Genomic DNA, 20,439 nt, shown 5'->3' with positions numbered 1-20,439 from the left:
TCGCGGGGCTCAGCGGCCCATCAGCCAGCGCACGCGCGCCAGTTCGAGGCCTTCACTGATGAGGTGGACGGGGTTGCGGCGCAGGTAGTGGCGGTCGTAGATGCGGGTGCGGCCGGAGGTTTCGGGGAGTTGCTTGTTCTCGTGCTCGGCGACGACGTCCAGAATCCGGTTCCAGAGGTTGTAGCGTTCGCAGAGCAGGCGCCGGGCTTCGCGGATGGCCGGAAGTCTTTTTTCATATGCGTTGTCGGCGATGGCTTCTTGGATGATGGCCAAGGCGGCGGGCGGGTCGTCGATGGGGACGGGGATGAAGCTTTCGGGCGGCAGGACGCAGCCGATTTTCGGGTCTCCGGCGTAGAAGGTGAGGCAGAGGCTGAGGATGGAGTCGGGGAGTTTTTCCGTCCAGTGGTACGGCCGGCATTGGTTCTCGATGGCGATGTGGTAGCGGTAGGTGTCCAGAGCGTCGTATTTGTTGCGAATTTCGCGGATGCCTCGCCCGAAGCGCTCGAGGGAGGGTTCGTGCGCTTCGATGTATTCGATGAAGTCCATGCGCTTGCTGTGCAGGGTGTGCGTCATGCGCTTGGTCGAGAAGATGCAGGAGAGGGTTTTGCTCTTGGGGTAATCTCGGCAGGCTCGGTTTTCCAGCGGGCTGCGGCCGTTGAGCCAGACGATGGCGCCGGCGCCTCGGCGGTAGCCGGGGTGACGGAGGACTTGCGGATCGTGCGTGGTGATGACGTAGTTGAACTGGCGGGTGTAGCAGGGGGGGTAGATTTTGATGCTGTCGGGCTCCTGGGTGACGAGGATGGTGTGCGAGGCGGGGCAGGCCAGTTCTTCGACGCGTTTGCTGCGCGGGACTTCGTCGTAGACGACGAGCCAGTCGTATTCGCGGCAGTCGGGGTCGCAGACGAATTCGGCGCCGTCCCACTCCATGGGCGAGGGGAAGAAGCGGCCGTTGAACTGGGGGAGGCTCCAGGGGGTCAGGATTTTGATGCGCATGTCGGGGCTTCGGCGGCGGTGGGGCGGGTGGTCAGCTCGGGTCTACCCAGCGTCCGTGTTCTTTGATGAGTTTGACGAGGCGGTCGACGGCTTCGTCTTGCGGGATGTTGATTTCGACGGGTTTGTGGCCGACGTAGAGGTTGATTTTGTTCGGGGCGCCGCCGACGTAGCCGAAGTCGGCGTCGCTCATTTCTCCCGGCCCGTTGACGATGCAGCCCATGATGGCGATTTTGACGCCTTTGAGGTGCGAGGTGGCGGCGCGGATGCGGGCGGCGGCTTCTTGGATGTTGTAGTGGGTGCGCCCGCAGGAGGGGCAGGAGACGTATTCGGTTTTGGTGAGGCGCACGCCGGCGGCTTGCAGGATGTTGTAGGCGAGTCGGACGGCTTTCTCGGGGTCGGGTTCGCAGCGCACGAGGACGGCGTTGCCGATGCCGTCGCAGAGCAGTGAGCCGATGTTGACGCCGCCGGCCATGGGTGCCGAGAGGCTCTGCGGCAGGCCGAGGCTGTCTTTGAGCATGATGCTGTGGCGCGACGGAATCAGGGCGGCGAGCAGGCGGAAGGCTTGCGGGATGGGCATGTCGACGCCGTCGGCGACGGTGACGAGGGTGGCCGGGGCTTCGGCGAGGGCGGCGATGGCTTGGCTGTCTCGGGGGTCGACGGCAAGGGGGGCGGCGTCTTCGAGGCTGATTTCGGGCATGAGTTCTTTCATGTTCGCCGGGTCGAGGGCGGCGATGCCGCTCTGCGGCAGGATGACGCGCACGGGTTCGTTGTAGCCGAGGCTGACGCCGCCGCGCCGGATGAGCTCTGATTTGCGTTTGCGGTAGCTGAAGGGGTCGAAGGGTGCTTCGGCGGGTTCGGCGACGGGCTGCCCGGCAAGGGCGCCGGGCTGGTAGGGGGCGGCGAGTTCGTAGCCGGGGGCGATTTCATGGACGGCGTCTTCGGTGAGTGAGACGCGCAGGGTGTCGCCGATGCCGTCGGCAAGCAGGGAGCCGATGCCGATGGCGCTCTTGATGCGGGCGTCTTCGCCTTCGCCGGCTTCGGTGACGCCGAGGTGGATGGGGTAGTTCCAGTCGTCTCCGGCTTCGTCGAGCCGTTTGATGAGCAGGCGGTAGGCCTGGATCATGACTTTGACGTTCGATGATTTCATCGAGAAGACGAGCCGGTGGTAGCCGAGGTCGCGGGCGACGCGGGCGAATTCGAGGGCGCTCTCGACCATGCCTTCCGGGGTGTCGCCGTAGCGGTTGAGGATGCGATCGGAGAGTGAGCCGTGGTTGGCGCCGATGCGCATGGCGCGGCCGTGTTCTTTGCAGAAGAGGACGAGCGGGGTGAAGGCCAGGCGCACGCGTTCGAGTTCTTCTTCGTACTCGGCGTCGGTGTAGTCGCGCTCGACGAATTTCTTTTTGTCGATGAAGTTGCCGGGGTTGATGCGGATTTTTTCAACCCATTTCGCGGCTTCCATGGCGGCGTCGGGTTTGAAGTGGATGTCGGCGACGAGGGGGACGCGGCAGCCGGCGGCGCGGAGTTCCCGGGCGATGTTTTCTAGGTTGGCGGCGTAGGTTTTGGTCTGCGCGGTCAGGCGGATGATTTCACAGCCGGCTTCGGCCAGCGCCAAGGCTTCTTTGACGCATCCCTCCGTGTCGAGGGTGTCGCTGGTGAGCATGGATTGGATGCGGATGGGGTGGTCGGCGCCAAGGGGCAGGTCGCCGATCATGACTTCGCGGCTCAAACGTCGGTTGTAACTGTACAGGCTCGGGCAATGCAGCTTCGGCATAGCGTGACTTTACCCCCGTCGGGGGCGGATTTCAAGCACGAATCCGTCTCTGACGCGTTTTGCTGTTGACTTATGCCGTATCTGGCTCTAAATTGGAAGTGAAATTTAATCTCTCTAGCATGAATCACGTTTCAACCTCTGCCCGACTTCTTTCACTCACGCTGGTGGGTGTCTTGAGTTCCTGTGTGTATTTCACGCAGGATGTTCCCGATAAGCCGTATAAGGGCCGCCCGCCCAAACTGACGACTCCGCCGCTTGCAACGCCCGCCGCGACGCCCGCCGCGACGCCGGGCTCCGCGCAGATGCCGCTGCCGGGCGCTGCGACCAAGCCAACGGCTGTGCCGGCACCGCCGCCACGGCACGATGCCAAGCCGGCGGGCAAGCCTTCATCGCATATCACGCAGCCCGGGCATGCGACGGTGAAGCCCGCGGAGCCCAAGGTTCAGACGCCGACCAAGCCCAAGGCTGATCCGAAGCCCGAGCCGAAGAAGCCTTCGCTGTTGCCTGATACGCCGCCTTCCAAGTCTGCGGCTAAGCCTTCGGGTGATACTCCGGTGGCCAAGGAGGTGCCGGGGGATCCCACGCGTGTTTACAACCCGTATAATCCGAGCCGCACGATCCAAATTCTCGATAAGAACGGCAAGCGCTGGCCGAGCGGCAAGCGTCTCAAGATTAAAGGTCAGGATAAGTATTTCCTAGTTCCCTGACAACGCTGTTTGCCATGGCTGATTTGCCTGTTTTTCGCTGTGTGACGATCTACGGTCCGGGGCTGCTGGGCGGTTCGATTGCTCTTGCGGTCTCCGAGCTGATGCCGGGCTGTGAGTTGCGTCTCTGGGCGAGGCGCGAGCAGCCGCTGGAGTTGGCGCGCCGCATGGGGATTACGGAGCATACCTTTTCGGATCCCGTGGCTGCGGCCAAGGGAGCGGATCTGGTGATTCTGGCTACGCCTATCGGGGTGTTTGAGGATCTGGCGCGGCATATTCTCTCGGCGATTTCTCCCGAGGCGGTGGTGACGGATGTCGGGTCGGTGAAGGCTTACGTGCACCGAACGACGGGGCAGTTTCTCACGGAGCGCGGGCGCTGTTTTATCGGGTCTCACCCGATGGCGGGCGCCGAGACTCAGGGGCTCGAGCATGCCCGCGCCGATCTGCTTCGGGGGGCGACGGTGGTGGTGACGAATGAGCATGCGGCGCCGCTCGACAGGCTGCGTCGGCTGGAGGCTTTCTGGCAGGCGCTGGGCTGTGCGACTTACGAGATGGCGGCGGCGACGCATGACGAGACGGTGGCGCGTATTTCGCACACGCCTCATATTCTCGCGGGGCTTTGCGCCCGGCATGCGTACTTGAGCGATGTGCCGCTGAAGGATATGCAGCGGCTGGCGGCGTCGGGGTTCCGCGACACGACGCGGGTGTGCTCGGGGCCGCCGACGATGTGGGCCGATATTCTCTGGGAGAATGATGTGGCGATCCGCCGCTCGCTCGCGGATACGATGGAGGATCTCAAGGCGCTGATGGCTCTGCTGGAGAACCAGGATAAGGAGGGTCTGCGGCTTTGGCTCGATAAGGCGAAGGAGGCTCGCGAGGTGATTCGCGGCGCGGCGGCAGCGGACGAGTCTGCGGCGGCACCCCCCTGCCCTCCCGATCAAAAGCCGCCTGCAGCCGGGTGAGGCTTTTCAACGGGTCTTTGTTTCAAGGCCCGCGGCGGTTTTCATGTGTTGTTTTGTGTGAGGGCGCCCCTAGCGGGCGCTCTCTTGATGTTCCGGCCAAGTGCTCCGGCGCCCGCGCGACGCGCGCCCTGCTGCGGCGTGCCGCCTCGCTGCGAACGAGCCGACGGCTCGCGAGCTGAGCTTGATGCCGACGGCCACGAGCGGCCTGGCCTGCTCCGAATAACATGAGGCGCCCGGCCGATGTTCGGCCGGGCGCCTGTTTATAGAGCTTGCGCTTGGGTTAGCTCACGCGGAGCCTCAGTTGAGGGTGGTGATGTAGTAACCGGCAATCACTGCCGTGCCGATCACGCCGGCAACGTTCGGCCCCATGGCGTGCATGAGCAGGAAGTTGCTGCGGTCATCCTGCTGGCCGACGTTGTGCGAGACGCGGGCGGCCATCGGGACAGCGGAGACACCGGCCGAACCGATGAGCGGGTTGATGGGGTTCTTGCGCCAGCCGGGGATGAGGTTCATGATCTGAGCCGCCAGCAGGCCGCAAATCGTCGCCACGGCGAAGGCGACCACGCCGAGGATGATGATCAGCAGGGTCTGAACCTCGAGGAAGCGCGAGCCCTGCATGGTGAGGCCGACGGAGACACCCAGCAAAATGGTCGTGATGTTCATCAGCTCATTCTGCGCGCAGGAGACAAGGCGCTCGGTGACTTTGCACTCACGCAGGAAGTTGCCGAACATGAGCATGCCGAGCAGCGGTGCCGCATCGGGGCAGAGCAGGATGGTGACGATGGTCACGGAGAAGCAGAAGAAGAGCTTCTCGCCTTTGGAGACCTGACGCAGCGATTTCATCCTGATCTTGCGCTGGGCCTTCGTCGTGCAGAGCTTCATGAAGGGAGGCTGAATCATCGGCACGAGGGCCATGTAGGAGTAGGCGGCCACGGCGATGGCGCCCAGAAGTTCCGGCGCCAGTTTACTGGCGAGGAAGATCGAGGTGGGGCCGTCCGCGCCGCCGATGATGCCGATGGCCGATGCCTGCCCGCGGGTGAAGCCGAAGAGCAAGGCCGCCAAGAAGGTGAAGGCCACGCCGCCCTGAGCCGCGGCGCCGAGCAGCAGCGCCTTCGGCGAGGCCAGCAGCGGCCCGAAGTCCGTCAGCGCACCCACTCCCAAGAAGATGAGCGGGGGGAAGAGCTCGGCGCGGATGCCGAGGCCGATCCAGTCAAAGAGACCGCCGTGCAGGCCGACGATGGCGTACTCCTCGGGCTTCTGGCCCTTGATGTCGAGCATGCCCTTTTGAGGCGTCTTGCCGTCAGCTTTGAAGGCTTGGCCGGCCACCATGGGCTCGGCCATCTTGGCCTCGTATTCGGCCTTGACCTCATCGGTCACGCCCGCAGGGGCTTCGGCGGCCTTGCCTTCCATTTTGGCGAGCTTGACGGTCAGGTAACCGACGTCGCGTATGGTCTGTTCGGTGACTTTGCCGTCCTGAATGGCGACGACCTGCTTGTTGGCCTGGGTGATGACCATGCCGTTGTCAGGGATGTTCGCGATGAGGGCGCCGAAGGCAATCGGCACCATCAGGAGCGGCTCAAACTGCTTGGCCACACCCAAGTAGAGCATGACCAGCACAACACCCCACATGACGTACATCTGCCAGGTCATCTGGAAAAGGCCGATGCCTGAGAGGAATTCGCCGAAGGAGGTTAAGAGTTCTTGCAGCATAGTTTTTGATGAAGTGATTTCTGATCTCCCCGCCCGTTACGGCGGCGGGGCCGACGGGCCGGTATCAACCGATGTAGGCGAGAACCTGACCTTCAGCCACGGTATCACCGGGAGCCACGGCGAAGGAAACGAGGGTGCCGTCGCAGGGGGCGGGGATGATGGTGTTCATCTTCATGGCTTCGAGGGTGAGGATCTGGTCGCCGTCTTTGACGGCCGCACCCGGGTTGACGTCCAGAGAGACGACTTTGCCGCTCAGCGGGCTCGGGACGGGCTTGCCGCCGGCAGGAGCGGGAGCTGCAGCCGGAGCGGGAGCCGCAGGGGCGGGGGCGGGGGCAGCAGCGGGGGCGGGTGCCGCGACGGGAGCCGGCGCAACGGGAGCGGGGGCTGCAGGGGCGGGGGCAGCGGCGGAGCTGCTGAGGGTTTCAACGGTGACGTCAAAGGTCTGGCCGGCGACGGTAATGCGGAGCTGTTTCATGATGTTGTGGATTGTAGATTGTGTGTTAAGAGTTTGTGTAGGGGTATCGTGCGGAGAGGGGAGGTTAAATGAGCATCATCGACGCACGGGGAAGTGAGAGCTCATGATGGTGGCCCGGCCGTTCTGCGCGTAGCTCGGGTTCACGGGTTTGATCTCGAGGATGCGAGCCTCGGTGCCGACGGTGACTTTGACGGCGGCGGCAATGGCGGCAACGATCTCGGGTGTGATGCTGCTGCGGGCGGCGTCGAAAATGCCGGCAGCCAGCGCTGCGACCTGCACGGGGCTGAGTTCACCGGGTGCAGGAGCAGCCGCCGGCGCAGGCGCAGGAGCGGGAGCAGGCGCTGCGGCGGGGCGGGCGGCTGCCAGCTTCGCCTTGGCGGCTTGCTCCTTCTCCTTGCGCTTGGCATCCAGACGCTGGGCCACGGCTCCGGAGATCGACAGAAGGATACTCAGGAAGCCGAGGCAGCAGAACACCACAAGCATACCTGTGATCTGATACATCAGGTCGCCTATCTCGAGAGCGGCAAGGGTGTGTGCGGTTGCGATCATATGGGATGGAGTAAGTTAGAGGGGCATGTTGCCGTGCTTCTTGGCCGGGCGAGTTTCGCGTTTGCCCAGCAGGGTGCGCAGCGTCAGAGCGATGCGGGCGCGGGTCTGCTTCGGGTCGATGATCTCGGTGAGCTGGTCGGAGGCAGCGGCGGCGTAGGGGTTGTAGAAGGTGTTGATGTATTCGTCGAGCAGCTCTTTCTCGCGGGCGGCACGCTCGGCGGGGTCTTCGATAGCTTTGAGCTCGCGCCCGTAGAGAATGGGCACGGCACCCTGTGCACCCATCACGGCGATTTCAGCGCAGGGCCAGGCAAAGACGGCATCGGCGCCGAGGTCTTTGCTGCACATGGCGATGTAGGCGCCGCCGTAGGCTTTGCGGGTGATGAGGGTGATCTTGGGCACGGTGGCCGAAGAGTAGGCGAAGATCATTTTGGCGCCGTGGCGAATGATGCCGCCGCGCTCCTGCTGCTTGCCGGGCAGGAAGCCGGGAACGTCGACGAGGTTCACCACGGGCACGTTGAAGCAGTCGCAGCAACGGATGAAGCGCGCGGCTTTGTCGGAAGCGTCGATGTCGAGGCAGCCGGCCTTGACGGCGGGCTGGTTGGCAATGATGCCGACGACGACGCCGCAGATGCGGGCGAAGCCGACGATGACGTTGCCGGCGAAGTTGGCCTGAACCTCGAGGAAGGAGTCCTCGTCCACGAGGTGGTTGATGACCTGCATCATGTCCATCGGCGTGCTGTTGCTCTCGGGAATGATGTCATTCATGCCCTCATCATCGGCGATGTTGAGCGGGCAGCTGAGGTCGTGCGGGGGCTCCTGCGTGTTGTTGCTCGGCAGGTAAGAGAGGATCTTCTTGGCGATCTCGATGGCCTCGGCATCGCTCTTGGCGACGAAGTGGGCGTTGCCGGAAACGGAGGAGTGGACGGCAGCACCGCCGATTTCATCCATGGTGCACTTTTCGTAGGTGACTTGCTCGATGACTTTCGGGCCGGTGATGTACATGCCGGCCGCACCGCCCTCGCGGATGATGATGAAGTCGGTGAGAGCGGGCGAGTAGGCCGCGCCGCCGGCGCAGGGGCCGAGGATGAGCGAGATCTGGGGCACGACGCCCGAAGCGGCTACGTTGTTGTAGAACACGTTGGCAAAGCCGGAGAGAGCTTCGACGCCTTCCTGCAGGCGGGCACCGCCCGAGTCGTTCATCTGGATGACGGGCATACCGGCCTTGAGGGCGTAGCGCTGGGCATCACAGATTTTCATGGCGTGCATGTAGCCCAGAGAGCCGCCTTGCGCCATGAAGTCGGCGGAGACGGCCGCGACGGGACGACCGTCGACGAGGCCGAAACCCGAGACGATACCCTCGCCGGGGATGTTCTTGTTCTGCATGCCGAAGTTGTTGCAGTGGTGGCGGGTGTGCATGCCGATCTCCGTGAAGGAGCCGCCATCAAAGAGTGCGTCAACGCGCTCGCGCGCCGTCCAGTCGCCTTTTTCATGGCGCTTGGCAATTTTCTCCTCGCCGCCGGAGAGGATGATCTTGCGGCGACGAGCTTCGAGTTCTTCAAGCAATTTGGGATCTATAGCCATAAGATTGTCAGACGGGTTGTCCTGCGCCGCAGCTGCGAGACGTTCGCAGGGGGCTCCCTGCGGCCGCTCGCCTCTCCGCCCGCTTTATCCGCTTGCTTTGATGCCGATCGGATGGCGGTCGGACGCGACGCCGATGATCTGTCGCAGAGGTGGGCTTGCCCCACTCTACGCAGCGGCATTGTACCACGCTCCTACGGCTAAGTGAAGCAAATTCGACCGTCATACCGTGATTTTTGTTTCACTTGGCCGCATGCGGGTCAGCGGAGGCGAGCTGCGCAGGCGAAGGCGAGGCCGGACTTCCCGAAAGGGGATGTGTTTCGGGCAACGGGGAGCCTCTTCGCGCGGCGGGATGAGCTTCGGCGACGGGGCGGCGCTGCCGCAGAGGCGGCTCGTCGGAGGCGGCTCGTCGACGGCCGTTCAGGCTTGCACGGTGATGCGGGGGGTGAGGATGCAGCGCTTGTAGTGCCCGGGGGCAACGTGGGTGCGGGGCCAGACGATGCAATCGTCCAGCACGCAGCCGTCGGGGATGACGGCGTCGCAGCCGACGCTGCAATCTTCGCCCAGCTCGGCGCCGGGAGCGATGCGGGCGGCGGGGTGGATGCGCTCGCGCGAGTTGAGGCTCAGGACGGTGTCGAGGTAGCTCTGCGGGTTGCCGACTTCATGCCAGTTGGCCCAGTCGAAGACGGCGCCTGCGAGTTGTTTGCGCTTGATGAGCTCCAACCAGATGGGAACGATGGAGAAGAGGTCGGCTTCGGGGAAAAGTTCGGCGATGGAGGGGTCCGTGACGCAGACGCCGGCATACTGGTGGGTGCCGGGGTTGATGCCGAGGGCGTGGCGCATGTCGGTGATGAGGCCGGTGGCGGGATCATAGCCGACGTTGCGCTTGCCGTCGATGCTCCGCAGGGCGAGGGTGACGAGGGCGCCGCTGCGACGATGGGCGGCGAGGAGTTCCGCGACGGGGATGTCGGTGAGGATGTCGCCGTTGTGCATGATGAGCGGCTCGTCATGCGAGATGAGGGGCATGATGCGCTTGAGGCCGCCGCCGGAGTCGAGGGGGGCGGCTTCTTCGCTGAAGCGGACGCGGCAGCCTCGGTAGGTCGGCTCGGGGAAGGCTCTCTCCCACATGATGGGGAGGGCTGAGATGTTGACGATGAAGTCCTTGACGCCGCAGCGGATGTAGTGATCCATCGTGTGCTGAATGAGCGGCTTCTGAAAAACGGGCATCAGAGGCTTGGGCAGGATGTGCGTGAGCGGCGCGAGTCGCGTGCCCATGCCGGCGCCGAGGATGAAGGCTTGCATGGGCGGCATTGTAGCGCGTCGGCCGCCCGCGGTCAAGTGCCGGAGCTGCGAGTCTCGGGCAAGGGAGGGCGAAGGGAGGGTGTCACCAAAGATGTCACCAAAGAGCCGGCATGGGCCAAGCGACGGCGACGATGCCCATGATGAGGTTGGCGACGGCGTGCATGAGCACGACGGGCATGAGGCGTTTGGTGCGCACGACGAGCCAGTAGGCGATGCTGCCGTAGATGAAGGCGGCGGGGTAGTCGGCCGTGACGTGCACGAGCATGAAGCCCAGCGTGGTCACGATGTAGGCAAGGGGGCTGTGCGTGCCGAGGGGGACGTCTTGCGGGAAGTCGCGGTTGACGCACCAGCGCATGAGGAAGCCGCGCCAGAAGAGCTCTTCGACGAAGGGGACGACGAGGGCGGCGCGCATGAAGCGCAGCGCGTATTCGACGGGCACGGCCGCGGATGAGTCTCCGAAGACGCGCTCGGGCTCAAAGCCCCCTTCGTTCGGCACCCAGCCAGCGAGGTAGGGGATGAGCCAGATGCCTATGCCGACGACGCCGCAGAGGACGCCGAGCAGGCAGCTGCCGAGGCTGCCGTCGAGGGGGATGCCGCGGCGCACGCGCCGGAGGTAGCCCGCGCAGACGAGTGTCTGCAAGGGGTAGAGCCACATTTCGGGGGCGCGGCGCCACCAAGGAGCATCGGGGTGATCCCAGGCGACAGTCCCCTCCAGCACGAAGAGCAGGAGGTTGAAGGCGATGAAGAGGACAAAGGGCAGCACGCAGCAGCGATAGAGCGCGGCGTCGCTCTGCGGCGGTGCGGCTTTGTCCATGTCTTCGCGCAGGGAGGGGAACAGCGCCGAATGTGCGGCGCCTCAGGACTTGAGGCTCTCGCAGAAGCGCGCCATCTTGTCGCAGGCCTTCTCCAAGAGATTAAAGCCGGTGGCGTAGCAGCAGCGCAGGTATCCTTCGCCGCAGGAGCCGAAGGCCGTTCCGGGAACGGCCGCCACGCGGGCGTCGCGGAGCAGGCGAACCGCAAACTCTTTGGAGCTGAGGTTGAAGCGTTTGACGCTCGGGAAGGTGTAGAAGGCGCCGCCGGGCAGGTGGCAGTCCATCCCCATGTCGTTGAAGCGCTTGACGATGTAATCGCGGCGCATGCGGTAGCTGTCCCGCATCTCCAGCATGGCTTCACGGCCGTTGCGCAGGGCCTCGATGCCGGCCTCCTGCGAGGTGATGGACGGGCAGATCATGGTGTAGGAGTGCACCTTGCACATCATCTCGATGAGCTCGGCGGGGCCGCAGGCATAGCCCAAGCGGAAGCCGGTCATGGCGAAGGCTTTGGAGAAGCCGTGCAGGAGCAGGGTGCGCTCTTTCATGCCGGGCAGGCTGGCGATGCTGACGTGTTTTTCGCCGTCGTAGCGCAGCTCGGAGTAAATCTCGTCCGTGAGCACCACGAGGTCGTGGCGGATGCAGATGTCGGCAATGGCCTTGAGGGTCTCGAGCGGCGCGACCGAGCCGGTCGGGTTGGTCGGGAAGTTGAGCATCAGCACCTTGGTGCGGGGCGTGATGGCGGCCTCGAGCTTCGCGGGATTGAGGGCGAAGAGGTCGTCGATGTTGGTTTCGACCGGCACGGCTTTGCCGTAGGCCATGAGAACGGTGGGCGCGTAGCTCACGTAGGCCGGCTCATGGTAGAGGACTTCGTCGCCGGGGTTGAGCAGGCAGCGCAGAGCCAAGTCGATTGCCTCGCTGACGCCGACCGTGGGCAGAATCTCACAGGCGGGGTCGTAGCTGACGCTGAAGAAATCCTCCACGTAGTCGGCGATGGCGCAGCGCAGCGATTCGAGGCCGAGGTTGCTCGTGTAGGTGGTGTGCCCCTTCTCCAGCGAGAAGATGGCCGCTTCGCGGATATTCCAAGGGGTGACGAAGTCCGGCTCGCCGACGCCCAGCGAAATGATGTCTTTGCTGCCGGTGACTAGGTCGAAGAACTCGCGGATGCCCGAACGGGGCAGGTCCACAATCTGGCGAGAGAGCGTATGATTCCAATCCATGGCTCAGGGGGCGACGATGAGGCGTTCGTGCGGGGTTTCCTCCTCGAAGAGCAGGCCGTTGAGTTTGTAGGTCTTGAGGCGGAAGTGCGTCGCGGTGGAGAGGACGCCCTCAAGGCTGGAGAGTTTTTCACTGACGAAGCGCGCCACATCCATCAGGTTGGCGGCTTCGACGAGCACCAGCAGGTCAAAACCGCCCGAGATGAGGTAACAGGTCTTGACTTCGTCAAAGCGGGCGATTCGCTTGGCCAGGTGGTTAAAGCCGCCGCCTCGCTCGGGGGTGCAGCGCACTTCGATGAAGGCGGAGACGCCGTCCTCGTCGTCGTTGACGATCACCTGATAGCCCACGATGCGACCCTCCTGCTCGAGAGCGGCTCGCGCGGCGGCGACGTCAGAGACGCTCACACCAAGGCGGTCTGCGATCTGCTGGTCGCTCAGGCGGGCGTCCGACTCCAATAATTTCAGAAGGGATTCCTGTATCATGCGCCTGCGATGTTACCACAGCGGAACGGTGTGTCAAGCCTCCAGATCGCCATCAGACAGGGAAAATGATGGACAAAGAGCCCGCCGCATGTTAAAACCGCAGACGATGCGGATGTCTCCCCAGAACAAGATTCTCGTGACGATCGTCGCTCTGCTGTCGCTGCCGGCTCTCATCATTGCGCTTGAGCCGCCCGAGCCGTCGGCGCAGATGCGGGGAGAGTCGGGAAGCGGGCGGGCCGGCGATTTGCCGAGGGCGGCGTCGGATGCGATCTCCGCCACGGCGGCGGAGGCACCGCTGACGCCCGAGCAGGCGAAGGGGCGCGACCTCTGTGAGACGGCCTGCTACTACCTCGACCACGAGTCGTACAGCGATGTTTCGGGCGTGCCCGACATGCTCCGGCGGGCGTGGACGGAGCACGACTACGCGCCGGCCGCCGTCAAGCTTCTCGATGTCTACGAGGGCAAACACAAGGGCTTGAATGCCGACCCGAAGGCGGCTTTTGAACTGGCCAAGTCCATTGCCGAGAATGACGAGCTGGCTGCACGCGATGCGGTGCACCGCGATTTGCAGTGCCTCGCGCTTTTTCGCCTCGCCCGATACTGCGAACGCGGGTTTGCGGGGAAGAAGCAGCCGCGCGAAGCCTACCTCTGCATGAAGAAGGCGGCCGATCTCGGTGCAGCTCGCGCTCGCGTCGAGCTGGCGCTCTACCAGATGCGCGGCACGGGCTGCGATCCGGCGCCTCAGGAGGCCTTGCGCAACCTGCTGCTGGTGCACGGCAAGGCTCCCGATACGCCGAATCTCTATTACTACTTGGGCTTCATGTACGCTCAAGGGCTCGGGATGAAGAGTGCTCAGCCGGCTGAGGCCGTGCGCTTTTACCGCTTGGGGGCAAAGTACAACGATCCCAACGCCATCAACAACCTCGGGGCTCTCTACGAGCGCGGCACGCCGCAGACGCGTCGCAACTACAAGCTGGCGCTCAAGCTCTACCGCAAGTCGGCTTCGCTGGGCAACCGAGAGGCCTCGGCCAATCTGCAGAGGCTCGAGTTCCGGACGCGGCTCAAGGGCGGCACGCATGAGACGAGTTTCGCGCAGCGCCTCAACCACAGCTTGCAGCGCTTCGTGCATGCCCTACCCCTTGACGAGAGCGGGAAGGACAAGATCATCCGCCGCCTTCGCGATTTCGACAACAGTCACCTCAACCCCGCGCCCTGATATCCCTGCGTCTCCGCGTCTCCGCGTCTCCTGCGTCCCTGCTTCCCCTGACGCTTCCCCACCCCTCGGCCATGTCGTCCCGCCGCCAGCCCAACTCTCCTCTCTGCGCCGAGTCCTCGCCCGCCGACCGAGCGGAGGACGCCGCTGCAGACTACTGTTCTGAGGCCGGGTGCGACGGCGCAGCGAACGGCGCCGAGTCCGCTTGCTCGTTGAACCCGCCTGCCCGAAGCGCCCGAAGTTTTGAGCCGCAGGCGGCTCTCGGCGCGCTGCGAACGGCTGCCGCGCAGCTCGGTTTTTCCGCCGTCGGTGTCGCCGACGCGCATGCGCCTCAGGGCGACGGGCTGAAGCGCTGGCTGCAGGAGGGCTGCCACGCCGATATGGCGTGGATGGAGCGCCACCTCGATGCCCGCCTCAACCCCGATCTCGTGCTGCCGGGGGTGCGTCGCGTCGTGATGCTGACGTATGAATACGCGCGGCACGACGCCCGAAGCCTCGGTCGCATCGCGCGCTACGCTCAGGGGGACGATTACCACAAGCTGCTGGCACCGAAGCTGGCGGATCTCGATGAGACGCTGAGTTTTTACGGCGGGCAGCAGCGCTGTTTCACGGATTCGGGGCCGGTGTCCGAGCGTTTTTTCGCCCGGCAGGCCGGGTTGGGCTGGCTGGGGCGCCACGGTCTGCTGCTGCGGGAGCGCGGGGGCTCGTTTTGCTTTCTGGCCTGCATCCTGACCACGCTTGAGCTGCCGCTCGATGCGCCCGCCAAAAACCGCTGCGGTTCGTGCCGACGCTGTGAAGAGGCCTGCCCGACAGGAGCGCTGAGCCGCGGGCTCTGCGATGCCAGACGCTGCCTTTCCTACTGGACGATTGAGGCCAAGGCCCCCATGCCCGCCGACATCGCGGCACGGCAGTCGGATCGCCTCTACGGCTGCGACATCTGCCAAGAGGTCTGCCCCTGGAATCGCCCCCTCCCTCACGACGCCTCACCGCCGACGGATCCGCACTTGCTGATGCCCGCTGCCCTGAGGCGAGCCGACATCGACGAGCTGGCGCAGTTGAGTGACGAGGCTTTCGCCGCCCTCTTCGCCGGCTCGTCGATTCGCCGCATCGGCCCGCAACACTGGAGAGCCAATCTGGGGCAGCGCTGAGCCCGCAGGCATCAGGCCGCCGGGCGCGGCGCAGCGGAGGAGCCGACGGCAGGACGCGAAGCCTGCTGCATGACGCGAAAAGCGCCTCGCGCGACGCACATCCGCATTGATTCGGGCACAGCGCCGTGCTAGACTGCGCGCGTATGGAAGTTTTCTCCGCGATTCTCGCTCAGTACTCACACCACGTCTCTGAGAGCAGCAACTTTATCGGCGTCCCGGGCTACGGCTACGCTCTGGGCGGCATGAATCTTCTCGGTCTCATCCTGATTCTCGGCGCAGGGCTCATCGGCTTTATCGTTCAGCAGCGCATGATGCAGCACATGAGGCGCTTCTCATCGGAGCGCGCGCCCATGACGGGAGCCGAGGTTGCGCGGCGCATGCTTGCCGAAAACGGCATCGACGACGTGCGCGTCATCAGCACCTCCGGGCAGCTCACCGACCACTACAACCCCGCCGACAAGACCGTCAACCTCAGCGAAAGCGTCTACAATCAGGCGACGGTGGCCGCCATGGCCGTGGCGGCTCACGAGTGCGGGCACGCCGTCCAACACGCCACGGCATACTCCTGGCTGACGCTGCGCTCGACGCTGGTTCCCATGGTCAACATCGGCTCGCATCTCGGCCAGATTGTGCTCATCATCGGGTTGATCATGGTGGGCGTAAGCCACAACCCGACCGTCGCGTGGATCGGCCTTGCCCTCTTCGGCACGACGACGCTCTTCACCCTCGTGACGCTGCCGGTGGAGTTCGACGCTTCGATGCGTGCGCTGCGCTGGCTGCGCTCGTCCGGCCTCGCCGATCAGGCCATGCACGGCCAAGCCTCAACGGCGCTGCGCTGGGCGGCGATGACCTACGTCGCCGCAGCCCTGTCATCCATCGCCATGCTGGTCTACTACGCCCTCATCATTCTGAGGCAGAGCGGCGGGCGCAACAACGAGTGACGCAGCTTGCCCGGGCGGCGCTCCGGCCGGAGGGCCGCCTTGTTGTTTTCACCACCCCTTGCGGGTTCCGCCATCCGTGAGCAACCGAAGCCGACAACTCCTCGAAGCCGTGCGAAGTCGCCTGGGCGGCACGGCCACAACGGGTGCCGCCGTCCTGGCTCTGCAAGCCGTGCTGCGCGCACTCACGGACGGGCTGCGGCAAGACGGCGAGGTTCACCTCTCGGGCTTCGGCAGTTTTCGCATCAAAACACGAGCCGCGCGGCGGCTGCTTTTGCCGGGCAGAGCCGACGAAGTCCGCCTGCCGCAGCGGCGCGTCCTCTGCTTCTCACCTTCGAGCCGCCGGCAGCGGCGCAGCCCTCGCGGCGATGAAAATTAAGCCCGTGTCTCAGAATGGGCTTCACACATGCGCGAAGATGCGGCATAATAAGCCCATGAGCTTTCGGTCACGGTTTGCGCTACTCGTCCTGCCGCTCCTGCTGACGGCAGCAGGTTGCGACGATTCGTCGAAGGATGAAGACCGTGCCCGCGCGGCTCGCTTCACCACCTCGACCAAGCCGGCCCCCGCCCCGCACCGCGAAGAGCTCAGCACCTTCATCCGACCGGGTGCCGGCGACCCGCTCGCCGGCACAGGCGCCACCAAATTTGAGCTCTACAGCGAGTACAAAGGCGAAGATATCCGTCAGCTCACGGGAGTTTCGGGCCGCAAGCTTCTGCTGGTGTTCACGGCTCCGTGGTGCCCTCATTCGGCCAACATGCGCCGCGCCCTTCAAGAGCTCGCCGAGTCGCAGCACGGCAGCATCCAGGTCGTCGAGGTCAACGCCGACGAGTATTCCGAGCTGGCGCATCGCTACAACATCTCGGCCGTTCCCACCACCGTGCTCTACACCGAAGGCGTCAAGCTCCGCACCTTCCGCGGCGCCTACTCCACCGAAAGCGTGCGGCGCTACCTGCGCAAGGTTTTCAGCACCGAGAATGCGGGCGAAGCACCCTCGACCTGAACCGACGCGGCGCCCCTTCCCTCCCCCTTCCAACCCACACACATATCAGCATTCATCATGAGATTCCTGACAGGTTTGCAACCCAGCGGTCAACTCCACATCGGCAACTACTTCGGCGCCATTGAACCCGCCGTTCGCCTCCAAAACAGGGGAGAAGGCTTTTACTTCATCGCCAACTATCACGCCATGACGACCATGGAAAGCGCCGCCAAGCTCCGCGAGAACACGAAGGGACTGGCGACGGACTTCCTTGCCTGCGGCCTCGACCCCGAAAAATCCGTCTTTTTCGCCCAATCGGCCGTCCCGGAAGTCAACGAACTGGCTTGGATTCTCTCAACGGTCTGCCCCATGGGGCTACTCGAGCGCTGCCACTCCTACAAAGAGAAGATGGCCAAAGGCTTTGCGGCCACCCACGCTCTCTTTGCCTACCCGGCCCTGATGGCGGCCGACATTCTGCTCTACAACGCCGACGCCGTCCCCGTGGGCAAAGACCAGAAGCAGCACCTTGAAGTAACCCGCGACCTCGCCGGCAAGATGAACGACGCCTTCGGGGCCGACCTCTTCAAACTCCCCGAACCCATCATCAACGAGGTGACAGCCGTGGTGCCGGGCCTCGACGGGCAGAAGATGAGCAAGAGCTACGGCAACACGCTGCCCATCTTCGGCGATGAGAAAGCCGTCCGCAAGCTCATCAACAAGAAGGTGGTGACGGACGCCACGCCGCTCGAAGACCCGAAGCCGACCGAAGGCTCGATCATCCTCGCGCTCTACAAGCTCTTCGCCTCGCCCGAGCAGTACCAAGCCATGGTCGACGCCCACCATGCCGGCGGCGTGGGCTACGGGCAGTTCAAGAAGGATCTCTTCGAGGCCTACTGGGAGTACTTCCGCAGCGCCCGCGAGAAGCGCGAGCACATTCTGGCGCACCCGGAATACGTCGAAGACGTCCTGCGCCACGGTGCCGAACGCGCACGGCAGGAAGCGGCCGCCACCCTCACCCGCGTGCGCGAGGCCGTCGGTCTCATCTGGTACTGATGCCGGCTCTCGCCCTCCGAACCAACCTTCTCCGCCCACCATGAGTCACGTCCCTTTCATCACCGCCTCCCTCAGCGCCGCCTTCATCTTCGGTGCGCTGCAAAGCTCTGCCGGGCTGCTCGGCAATATTGAAGCCAACAGCAGCAAGCGAGATGCAACCAAGGCAGCCCGAAGTTGTCCGGAACTGACGGAGGCTGAAAAAAAGGGCGAATACCGCTTGTCTGCGGAACCCGCCGGACAAAAGTGGGCGATGAGTTTTGTCTACAACAAGAGCCGCAAGCTGGAGGCTCTGCTCTTCATCGGCGATCAGGCCATGCCCGCCTCGGGCTACGACGACCTGCTCAAATCCTTCTACCTCTTCACGGAGAAGGCTCTGCGCTCTCACTTCGGCGTCTCGAACGACAAACCCATCAACACGCCTGCGTGGGGCGAGGGGCGCGAGGCGAAGCCCGGCGCCTTTGCCCCCATGCACGCCTACGCCATCAACGACACTGCGCTGCTGACCGTGGGCGTTGTTCGCAACCGCGGCAAGAGTTACTCGATGGCCTTCCGCCTCTCCCCCTATCAGAAAACGGGGCTGGGCAACACGGGAGCGGACAATACGGGCGGCAGTGCCGACGAATGGAAACGCATCCCGAATCTCGACACCTACCCCGAGGGCAAGCGCTTTCTGGCCGACCGCGGTCTTCTGCCGAAGCCGGATCCGCAGCCCGCGCCGCAACCCGGCGACGCCTCGGGAAGCGCGGGAAGCGAGGGCAGCGAGGGCAGCACGCCCCCGCCTGATACAGCCATCGCCGATGCCGGCAACGGCAAGGCTCCGGCGCCCGGCGCCGACTCGGGCAAGGGCAGCGGCGGGGCAGCGGCGGGCACCCCGGGCAGCAGCCCGCAGCCGACCCCGTCGAAGCCCTTGGTCGACCAACTGCCCGAGGACGCGGATCTCGCGCCCGAAGAGCGCGTTCTGCTGCTCTCGCTCAACCACCTGCGCGCCGACAATCAGGCAGACGTCGCCGCCTCCAATCTCCGCAAACTGGCCGATGCGGGCGATCTGCGCGCCTGTTATGCGCTGGCCCTCTGCTACGAACAGGGCAAGGGCGTCGCGCAAGACAAAAACGAAGCCGCACGTCTGCTCTACAAGGCAGCCGGCGGCGGCTACGCGCTCGCGATGGTGCGCTACGGGGAAGAGTACGGCGCGGCCTGCGCGGCGCTGAAGCTCGATGAAGCGAGCGGCAAACGCTTGGCCGAGCAGGTCGCGATTGACGCCGATGAAGTCGCATCGGTATCGACCCGCTTCAACTACGCCGTCATGCTGCGCTACGGCTACGGCACGCGCAAGGACGTCGAACTGGCCCGCCTGCTGCTCGAAGAACTCGCTGCGCTGGGCGACTACGACGCCGCTCAACTGCTCAAGGACTGTGAGTAAACCCGGCCGGGTACACGTCTCTCACTCCTCCGGCTCCAGCACGACATCCGTTTCATCACTCCGCGGCGAATACGTCGCCGCCACACTCGCCCACGCTACATGACCCAGACCAGAAAAACCGGACTCGTCATTCTGTATAACCACAACTACGAAAAGAACATCGAGCTCCTCTTCAAGCTCTACCGCCCCCATTTTTCCGCCATCAGGCAGCTGATGCCTTTCTACCGCGGCGATCGGGACGACGTCATCAGCGTCTTCGGCAACTCCTTCATCTTTCACAGCTACATTGCTCAAGCGCGGCGCGAGCTTGAGCAGATGCCCTGCGATGACATCCTCATCATCGGCGACGACCTCCTTCTCAACCCCGAACTCCATGAGTTCAACATCCACCGTCAGCTGAACATCAGCCCCGGCGCCTTTTACATCGACCGGGTAGAAAACATCTGCAAGGGCGAATACTCGCGCCCCCTCGACGAGGCCGACAACTTCTCATGCACACCGCCCGGCCTCGATCAAAGTGCGAACCGCTGGGTGCCGAGCTACGATGAAGCCTTCGACATCCTCCGCTCCAAAGGGCTCATCGATTCCCGGCGCCTCCGCAAATACAAGCCCTTCTACCCCCTCTTCCTCCGCCCTCTGCTCGGAGGCGGCCATGCGTACAAAAACTACAAAATCTTCAAGGCGCGCGTCTACCACTTTCTCAAAATGCTGCGCTACCGGATCAAGCCGACCACCTTCGCCTATCCCTGCGTGTTCGGATACTCCGATTTGGTTCTGATACCGAAGGAGAAGCTCGACCTGTTCTGCCGCTATCTCGAAACCTTTGCCACATGGGGCATGTTCGTCGAAATGGCCATTCCGACCGCCATGATGCTGATGCCCGATACGGAGGTCTGCCACGCCGACAAGCATCCCTACAAGACGGGCAACGTATGGTATCCCTTTAACCCCAAACACTACCGACTCATCAGCACGACAATTGACGAACTGCTCCGAGCCTGCGACGGAGACATTGCCCGCCTGCCGGAAGAGTTCCCGCGCGAATACCTCTACCTGCATCCCGTCAAATTATCCCGCTTCAACGCAAAGCCGACCGACTCCGCCCGCTGACGGCGCGGCCCTTGCAATCGGAAG

Annotated in this window: 20 protein-coding genes; 10 read left to right on the top strand and 10 right to left on the bottom strand. The window is 64.1% G+C overall.

The features are described 5' to 3' along the window. Positions 1–9: 9 nt before the first annotated feature. Positions 10–993: a glycosyltransferase family 10 domain-containing protein gene (locus AC6UAL_RS05355; RefSeq protein ID WP_500682339.1), complete on the bottom strand. Its 984-nt coding sequence runs from the start codon at positions 991–993 to the stop codon at positions 10–12. Positions 994–1,024: 31 nt separating this feature from the next. Then, a complete protein-coding gene (ispG, locus tag AC6UAL_RS05350) occupies positions 1,025–2,764 on the bottom strand; it encodes a (E)-4-hydroxy-3-methylbut-2-enyl-diphosphate synthase (RefSeq protein ID WP_500682338.1) in 1,740 nt (579 codons plus the stop codon). Positions 2,765–2,883: 119 nt separating this feature from the next. On the opposite strand from ispG, the gene AC6UAL_RS05345 reads away from it, so the two are divergent. Continuing rightward, a complete protein-coding gene (locus AC6UAL_RS05345) occupies positions 2,884–3,471 on the top strand; it encodes a hypothetical protein (RefSeq protein ID WP_500682337.1) in 588 nt (195 codons plus the stop codon). 14 nt (positions 3,472–3,485) lie between these two features. Then, positions 3,486–4,430: a prephenate dehydrogenase gene (locus AC6UAL_RS05340; RefSeq protein WP_500682336.1), complete on the top strand. Its 945-nt coding sequence runs from the start codon at positions 3,486–3,488 to the stop codon at positions 4,428–4,430. A gap of 297 nt (positions 4,431–4,727) precedes the next feature. Here AC6UAL_RS05340 and AC6UAL_RS05335 read toward each other — a convergent pair whose 3' ends face one another. The 8 genes from AC6UAL_RS05335 to AC6UAL_RS05300 all read right to left on the bottom strand — a co-directional run bounded on the left by AC6UAL_RS05335 (position 4,728) and on the right by AC6UAL_RS05300 (position 12,553). Continuing rightward, positions 4,728–6,140 (bottom strand): sodium ion-translocating decarboxylase subunit beta, encoded by a 1,413-nt coding sequence (locus AC6UAL_RS05335; RefSeq protein WP_500682335.1) that lies wholly within the window; start codon positions 6,138–6,140, stop codon positions 4,728–4,730. Positions 6,141–6,204: 64 nt separating this feature from the next. Beyond that, positions 6,205–6,615: a biotin/lipoyl-containing protein gene (locus tag AC6UAL_RS05330; protein ID WP_500682334.1), complete on the bottom strand. Its 411-nt coding sequence runs from the start codon at positions 6,613–6,615 to the stop codon at positions 6,205–6,207. Positions 6,616–6,690: 75 nt separating this feature from the next. Continuing rightward, positions 6,691–7,164: an OadG family protein gene (locus AC6UAL_RS05325; protein WP_500682333.1), complete on the bottom strand. Its 474-nt coding sequence runs from the start codon at positions 7,162–7,164 to the stop codon at positions 6,691–6,693. Between the two features lie 15 nt (positions 7,165–7,179). Beyond that, a complete protein-coding gene (locus AC6UAL_RS05320; protein WP_500682332.1) occupies positions 7,180–8,745 on the bottom strand; it encodes an acyl-CoA carboxylase subunit beta in 1,566 nt (521 codons plus the stop codon). Between the two features lie 417 nt (positions 8,746–9,162). Beyond that, positions 9,163–10,044 (bottom strand): nucleotidyltransferase family protein, encoded by an 882-nt coding sequence (locus AC6UAL_RS05315; RefSeq protein ID WP_500682331.1) that lies wholly within the window; start codon positions 10,042–10,044, stop codon positions 9,163–9,165. A gap of 94 nt (positions 10,045–10,138) precedes the next feature. Beyond that, a complete protein-coding gene (locus tag AC6UAL_RS05310; RefSeq protein ID WP_500682330.1) occupies positions 10,139–10,858 on the bottom strand; it encodes a CAAX prenyl protease-related protein in 720 nt (239 codons plus the stop codon). Between the two features lie 42 nt (positions 10,859–10,900). Beyond that, positions 10,901–12,073 carry an aminotransferase class I/II-fold pyridoxal phosphate-dependent enzyme gene (locus AC6UAL_RS05305; protein ID WP_500682329.1) on the bottom strand — a complete coding sequence of 391 codons (1,173 nt, stop codon included), beginning with the start codon at positions 12,071–12,073 and terminating at the stop codon, positions 10,901–10,903. A 3-nt stretch (positions 12,074–12,076) separates the two neighbouring features. After that, positions 12,077–12,553, bottom strand: a complete 477-nt coding sequence (locus AC6UAL_RS05300; RefSeq protein WP_500682328.1) for an Lrp/AsnC family transcriptional regulator — start codon at positions 12,551–12,553, stop codon at positions 12,077–12,079. A gap of 112 nt (positions 12,554–12,665) precedes the next feature. Between AC6UAL_RS05300 and AC6UAL_RS05295 the strand changes: the two genes are divergently transcribed. The 8 genes from AC6UAL_RS05295 to AC6UAL_RS05260 all read left to right on the top strand — a co-directional run bounded on the left by AC6UAL_RS05295 (position 12,666) and on the right by AC6UAL_RS05260 (position 20,415). Beyond that, a complete protein-coding gene (locus tag AC6UAL_RS05295; protein ID WP_500682327.1) occupies positions 12,666–13,769 on the top strand; it encodes a tetratricopeptide repeat protein in 1,104 nt (367 codons plus the stop codon). A gap of 71 nt (positions 13,770–13,840) precedes the next feature. Beyond that, the gene (gene queG, locus AC6UAL_RS05290) at positions 13,841–14,914 is read left to right on the top strand and encodes a tRNA epoxyqueuosine(34) reductase QueG (protein ID WP_500682326.1); all 1,074 of its coding nucleotides are present in this window, start codon (positions 13,841–13,843) and stop codon (positions 14,912–14,914) included. A gap of 143 nt (positions 14,915–15,057) precedes the next feature. Beyond that, entirely contained in the window at positions 15,058–15,855 is a 798-nt protein-coding gene (locus AC6UAL_RS05285; RefSeq protein ID WP_500682325.1) for a zinc metallopeptidase, read from the top strand. 76 nt (positions 15,856–15,931) lie between these two features. Further along, positions 15,932–16,231, top strand: coding sequence for an HU family DNA-binding protein (locus tag AC6UAL_RS05280; protein WP_500682324.1), 300 nt, complete (start codon positions 15,932–15,934; stop codon positions 16,229–16,231). 55 nt (positions 16,232–16,286) lie between these two features. Then, positions 16,287–16,853 carry a thioredoxin family protein gene (locus tag AC6UAL_RS05275; RefSeq protein ID WP_500682323.1) on the top strand — a complete coding sequence of 189 codons (567 nt, stop codon included), beginning with the start codon at positions 16,287–16,289 and terminating at the stop codon, positions 16,851–16,853. A gap of 57 nt (positions 16,854–16,910) precedes the next feature. Then, entirely contained in the window at positions 16,911–17,885 is a 975-nt protein-coding gene (gene trpS, locus AC6UAL_RS05270; protein ID WP_500682322.1) for a tryptophan--tRNA ligase, read from the top strand. 40 nt (positions 17,886–17,925) lie between these two features. Then, positions 17,926–19,305 (top strand): tetratricopeptide repeat protein, encoded by a 1,380-nt coding sequence (locus AC6UAL_RS05265; RefSeq protein WP_500682321.1) that lies wholly within the window; start codon positions 17,926–17,928, stop codon positions 19,303–19,305. A 99-nt stretch (positions 19,306–19,404) separates the two neighbouring features. Then, entirely contained in the window at positions 19,405–20,415 is a 1,011-nt protein-coding gene (locus AC6UAL_RS05260; protein ID WP_500682320.1) for a hypothetical protein, read from the top strand. Positions 20,416–20,439: the final 24 nt, after the last annotated feature.

The sequence above is a fragment of the Candidatus Parakkermansia intestinigallinarum genome, from assembly GCF_944389695.1.
In the GTDB taxonomy this organism is placed as follows: Bacteria; Verrucomicrobiota; Verrucomicrobiia; order Verrucomicrobiales; family Akkermansiaceae; genus Akkermansia; species Akkermansia intestinigallinarum.
This window is presented reverse-complemented; position numbering and strand designations above follow the sequence as displayed.

Coding starts and splice junctions, on each gene's coding strand:
- AC6UAL_RS05355 (WP_500682339.1), bottom strand. CDS start 993: ATGCGCATCAAAATCCTGACCCCCTGGAGCCTCCCCCAGTTCAACGGC.
- ispG (WP_500682338.1), bottom strand. CDS start 2,764: ATGCCGAAGCTGCATTGCCCGAGCCTGTACAGTTACAACCGACGTTTG.
- AC6UAL_RS05345 (WP_500682337.1), top strand. CDS start 2,884: ATGAATCACGTTTCAACCTCTGCCCGACTTCTTTCACTCACGCTGGTG.
- AC6UAL_RS05340 (WP_500682336.1), top strand. CDS start 3,486: ATGGCTGATTTGCCTGTTTTTCGCTGTGTGACGATCTACGGTCCGGGG.
- AC6UAL_RS05335 (WP_500682335.1), bottom strand. CDS start 6,140: ATGCTGCAAGAACTCTTAACCTCCTTCGGCGAATTCCTCTCAGGCATC.
- AC6UAL_RS05330 (WP_500682334.1), bottom strand. CDS start 6,615: ATGAAACAGCTCCGCATTACCGTCGCCGGCCAGACCTTTGACGTCACC.
- AC6UAL_RS05325 (WP_500682333.1), bottom strand. CDS start 7,164: ATGATCGCAACCGCACACACCCTTGCCGCTCTCGAGATAGGCGACCTG.
- AC6UAL_RS05320 (WP_500682332.1), bottom strand. CDS start 8,745: ATGGCTATAGATCCCAAATTGCTTGAAGAACTCGAAGCTCGTCGCCGC.
- AC6UAL_RS05315 (WP_500682331.1), bottom strand. CDS start 10,044: ATGCAAGCCTTCATCCTCGGCGCCGGCATGGGCACGCGACTCGCGCCG.
- AC6UAL_RS05310 (WP_500682330.1), bottom strand. CDS start 10,858: ATGGACAAAGCCGCACCGCCGCAGAGCGACGCCGCGCTCTATCGCTGC.
- AC6UAL_RS05305 (WP_500682329.1), bottom strand. CDS start 12,073: ATGGATTGGAATCATACGCTCTCTCGCCAGATTGTGGACCTGCCCCGT.
- AC6UAL_RS05300 (WP_500682328.1), bottom strand. CDS start 12,553: ATGATACAGGAATCCCTTCTGAAATTATTGGAGTCGGACGCCCGCCTG.
- AC6UAL_RS05295 (WP_500682327.1), top strand. CDS start 12,666: ATGTCTCCCCAGAACAAGATTCTCGTGACGATCGTCGCTCTGCTGTCG.
- queG (WP_500682326.1), top strand. CDS start 13,841: ATGTCGTCCCGCCGCCAGCCCAACTCTCCTCTCTGCGCCGAGTCCTCG.
- AC6UAL_RS05285 (WP_500682325.1), top strand. CDS start 15,058: ATGGAAGTTTTCTCCGCGATTCTCGCTCAGTACTCACACCACGTCTCT.
- AC6UAL_RS05275 (WP_500682323.1), top strand. CDS start 16,287: ATGAGCTTTCGGTCACGGTTTGCGCTACTCGTCCTGCCGCTCCTGCTG.
- trpS (WP_500682322.1), top strand. CDS start 16,911: ATGAGATTCCTGACAGGTTTGCAACCCAGCGGTCAACTCCACATCGGC.
- AC6UAL_RS05265 (WP_500682321.1), top strand. CDS start 17,926: ATGAGTCACGTCCCTTTCATCACCGCCTCCCTCAGCGCCGCCTTCATC.
- AC6UAL_RS05260 (WP_500682320.1), top strand. CDS start 19,405: ATGACCCAGACCAGAAAAACCGGACTCGTCATTCTGTATAACCACAAC.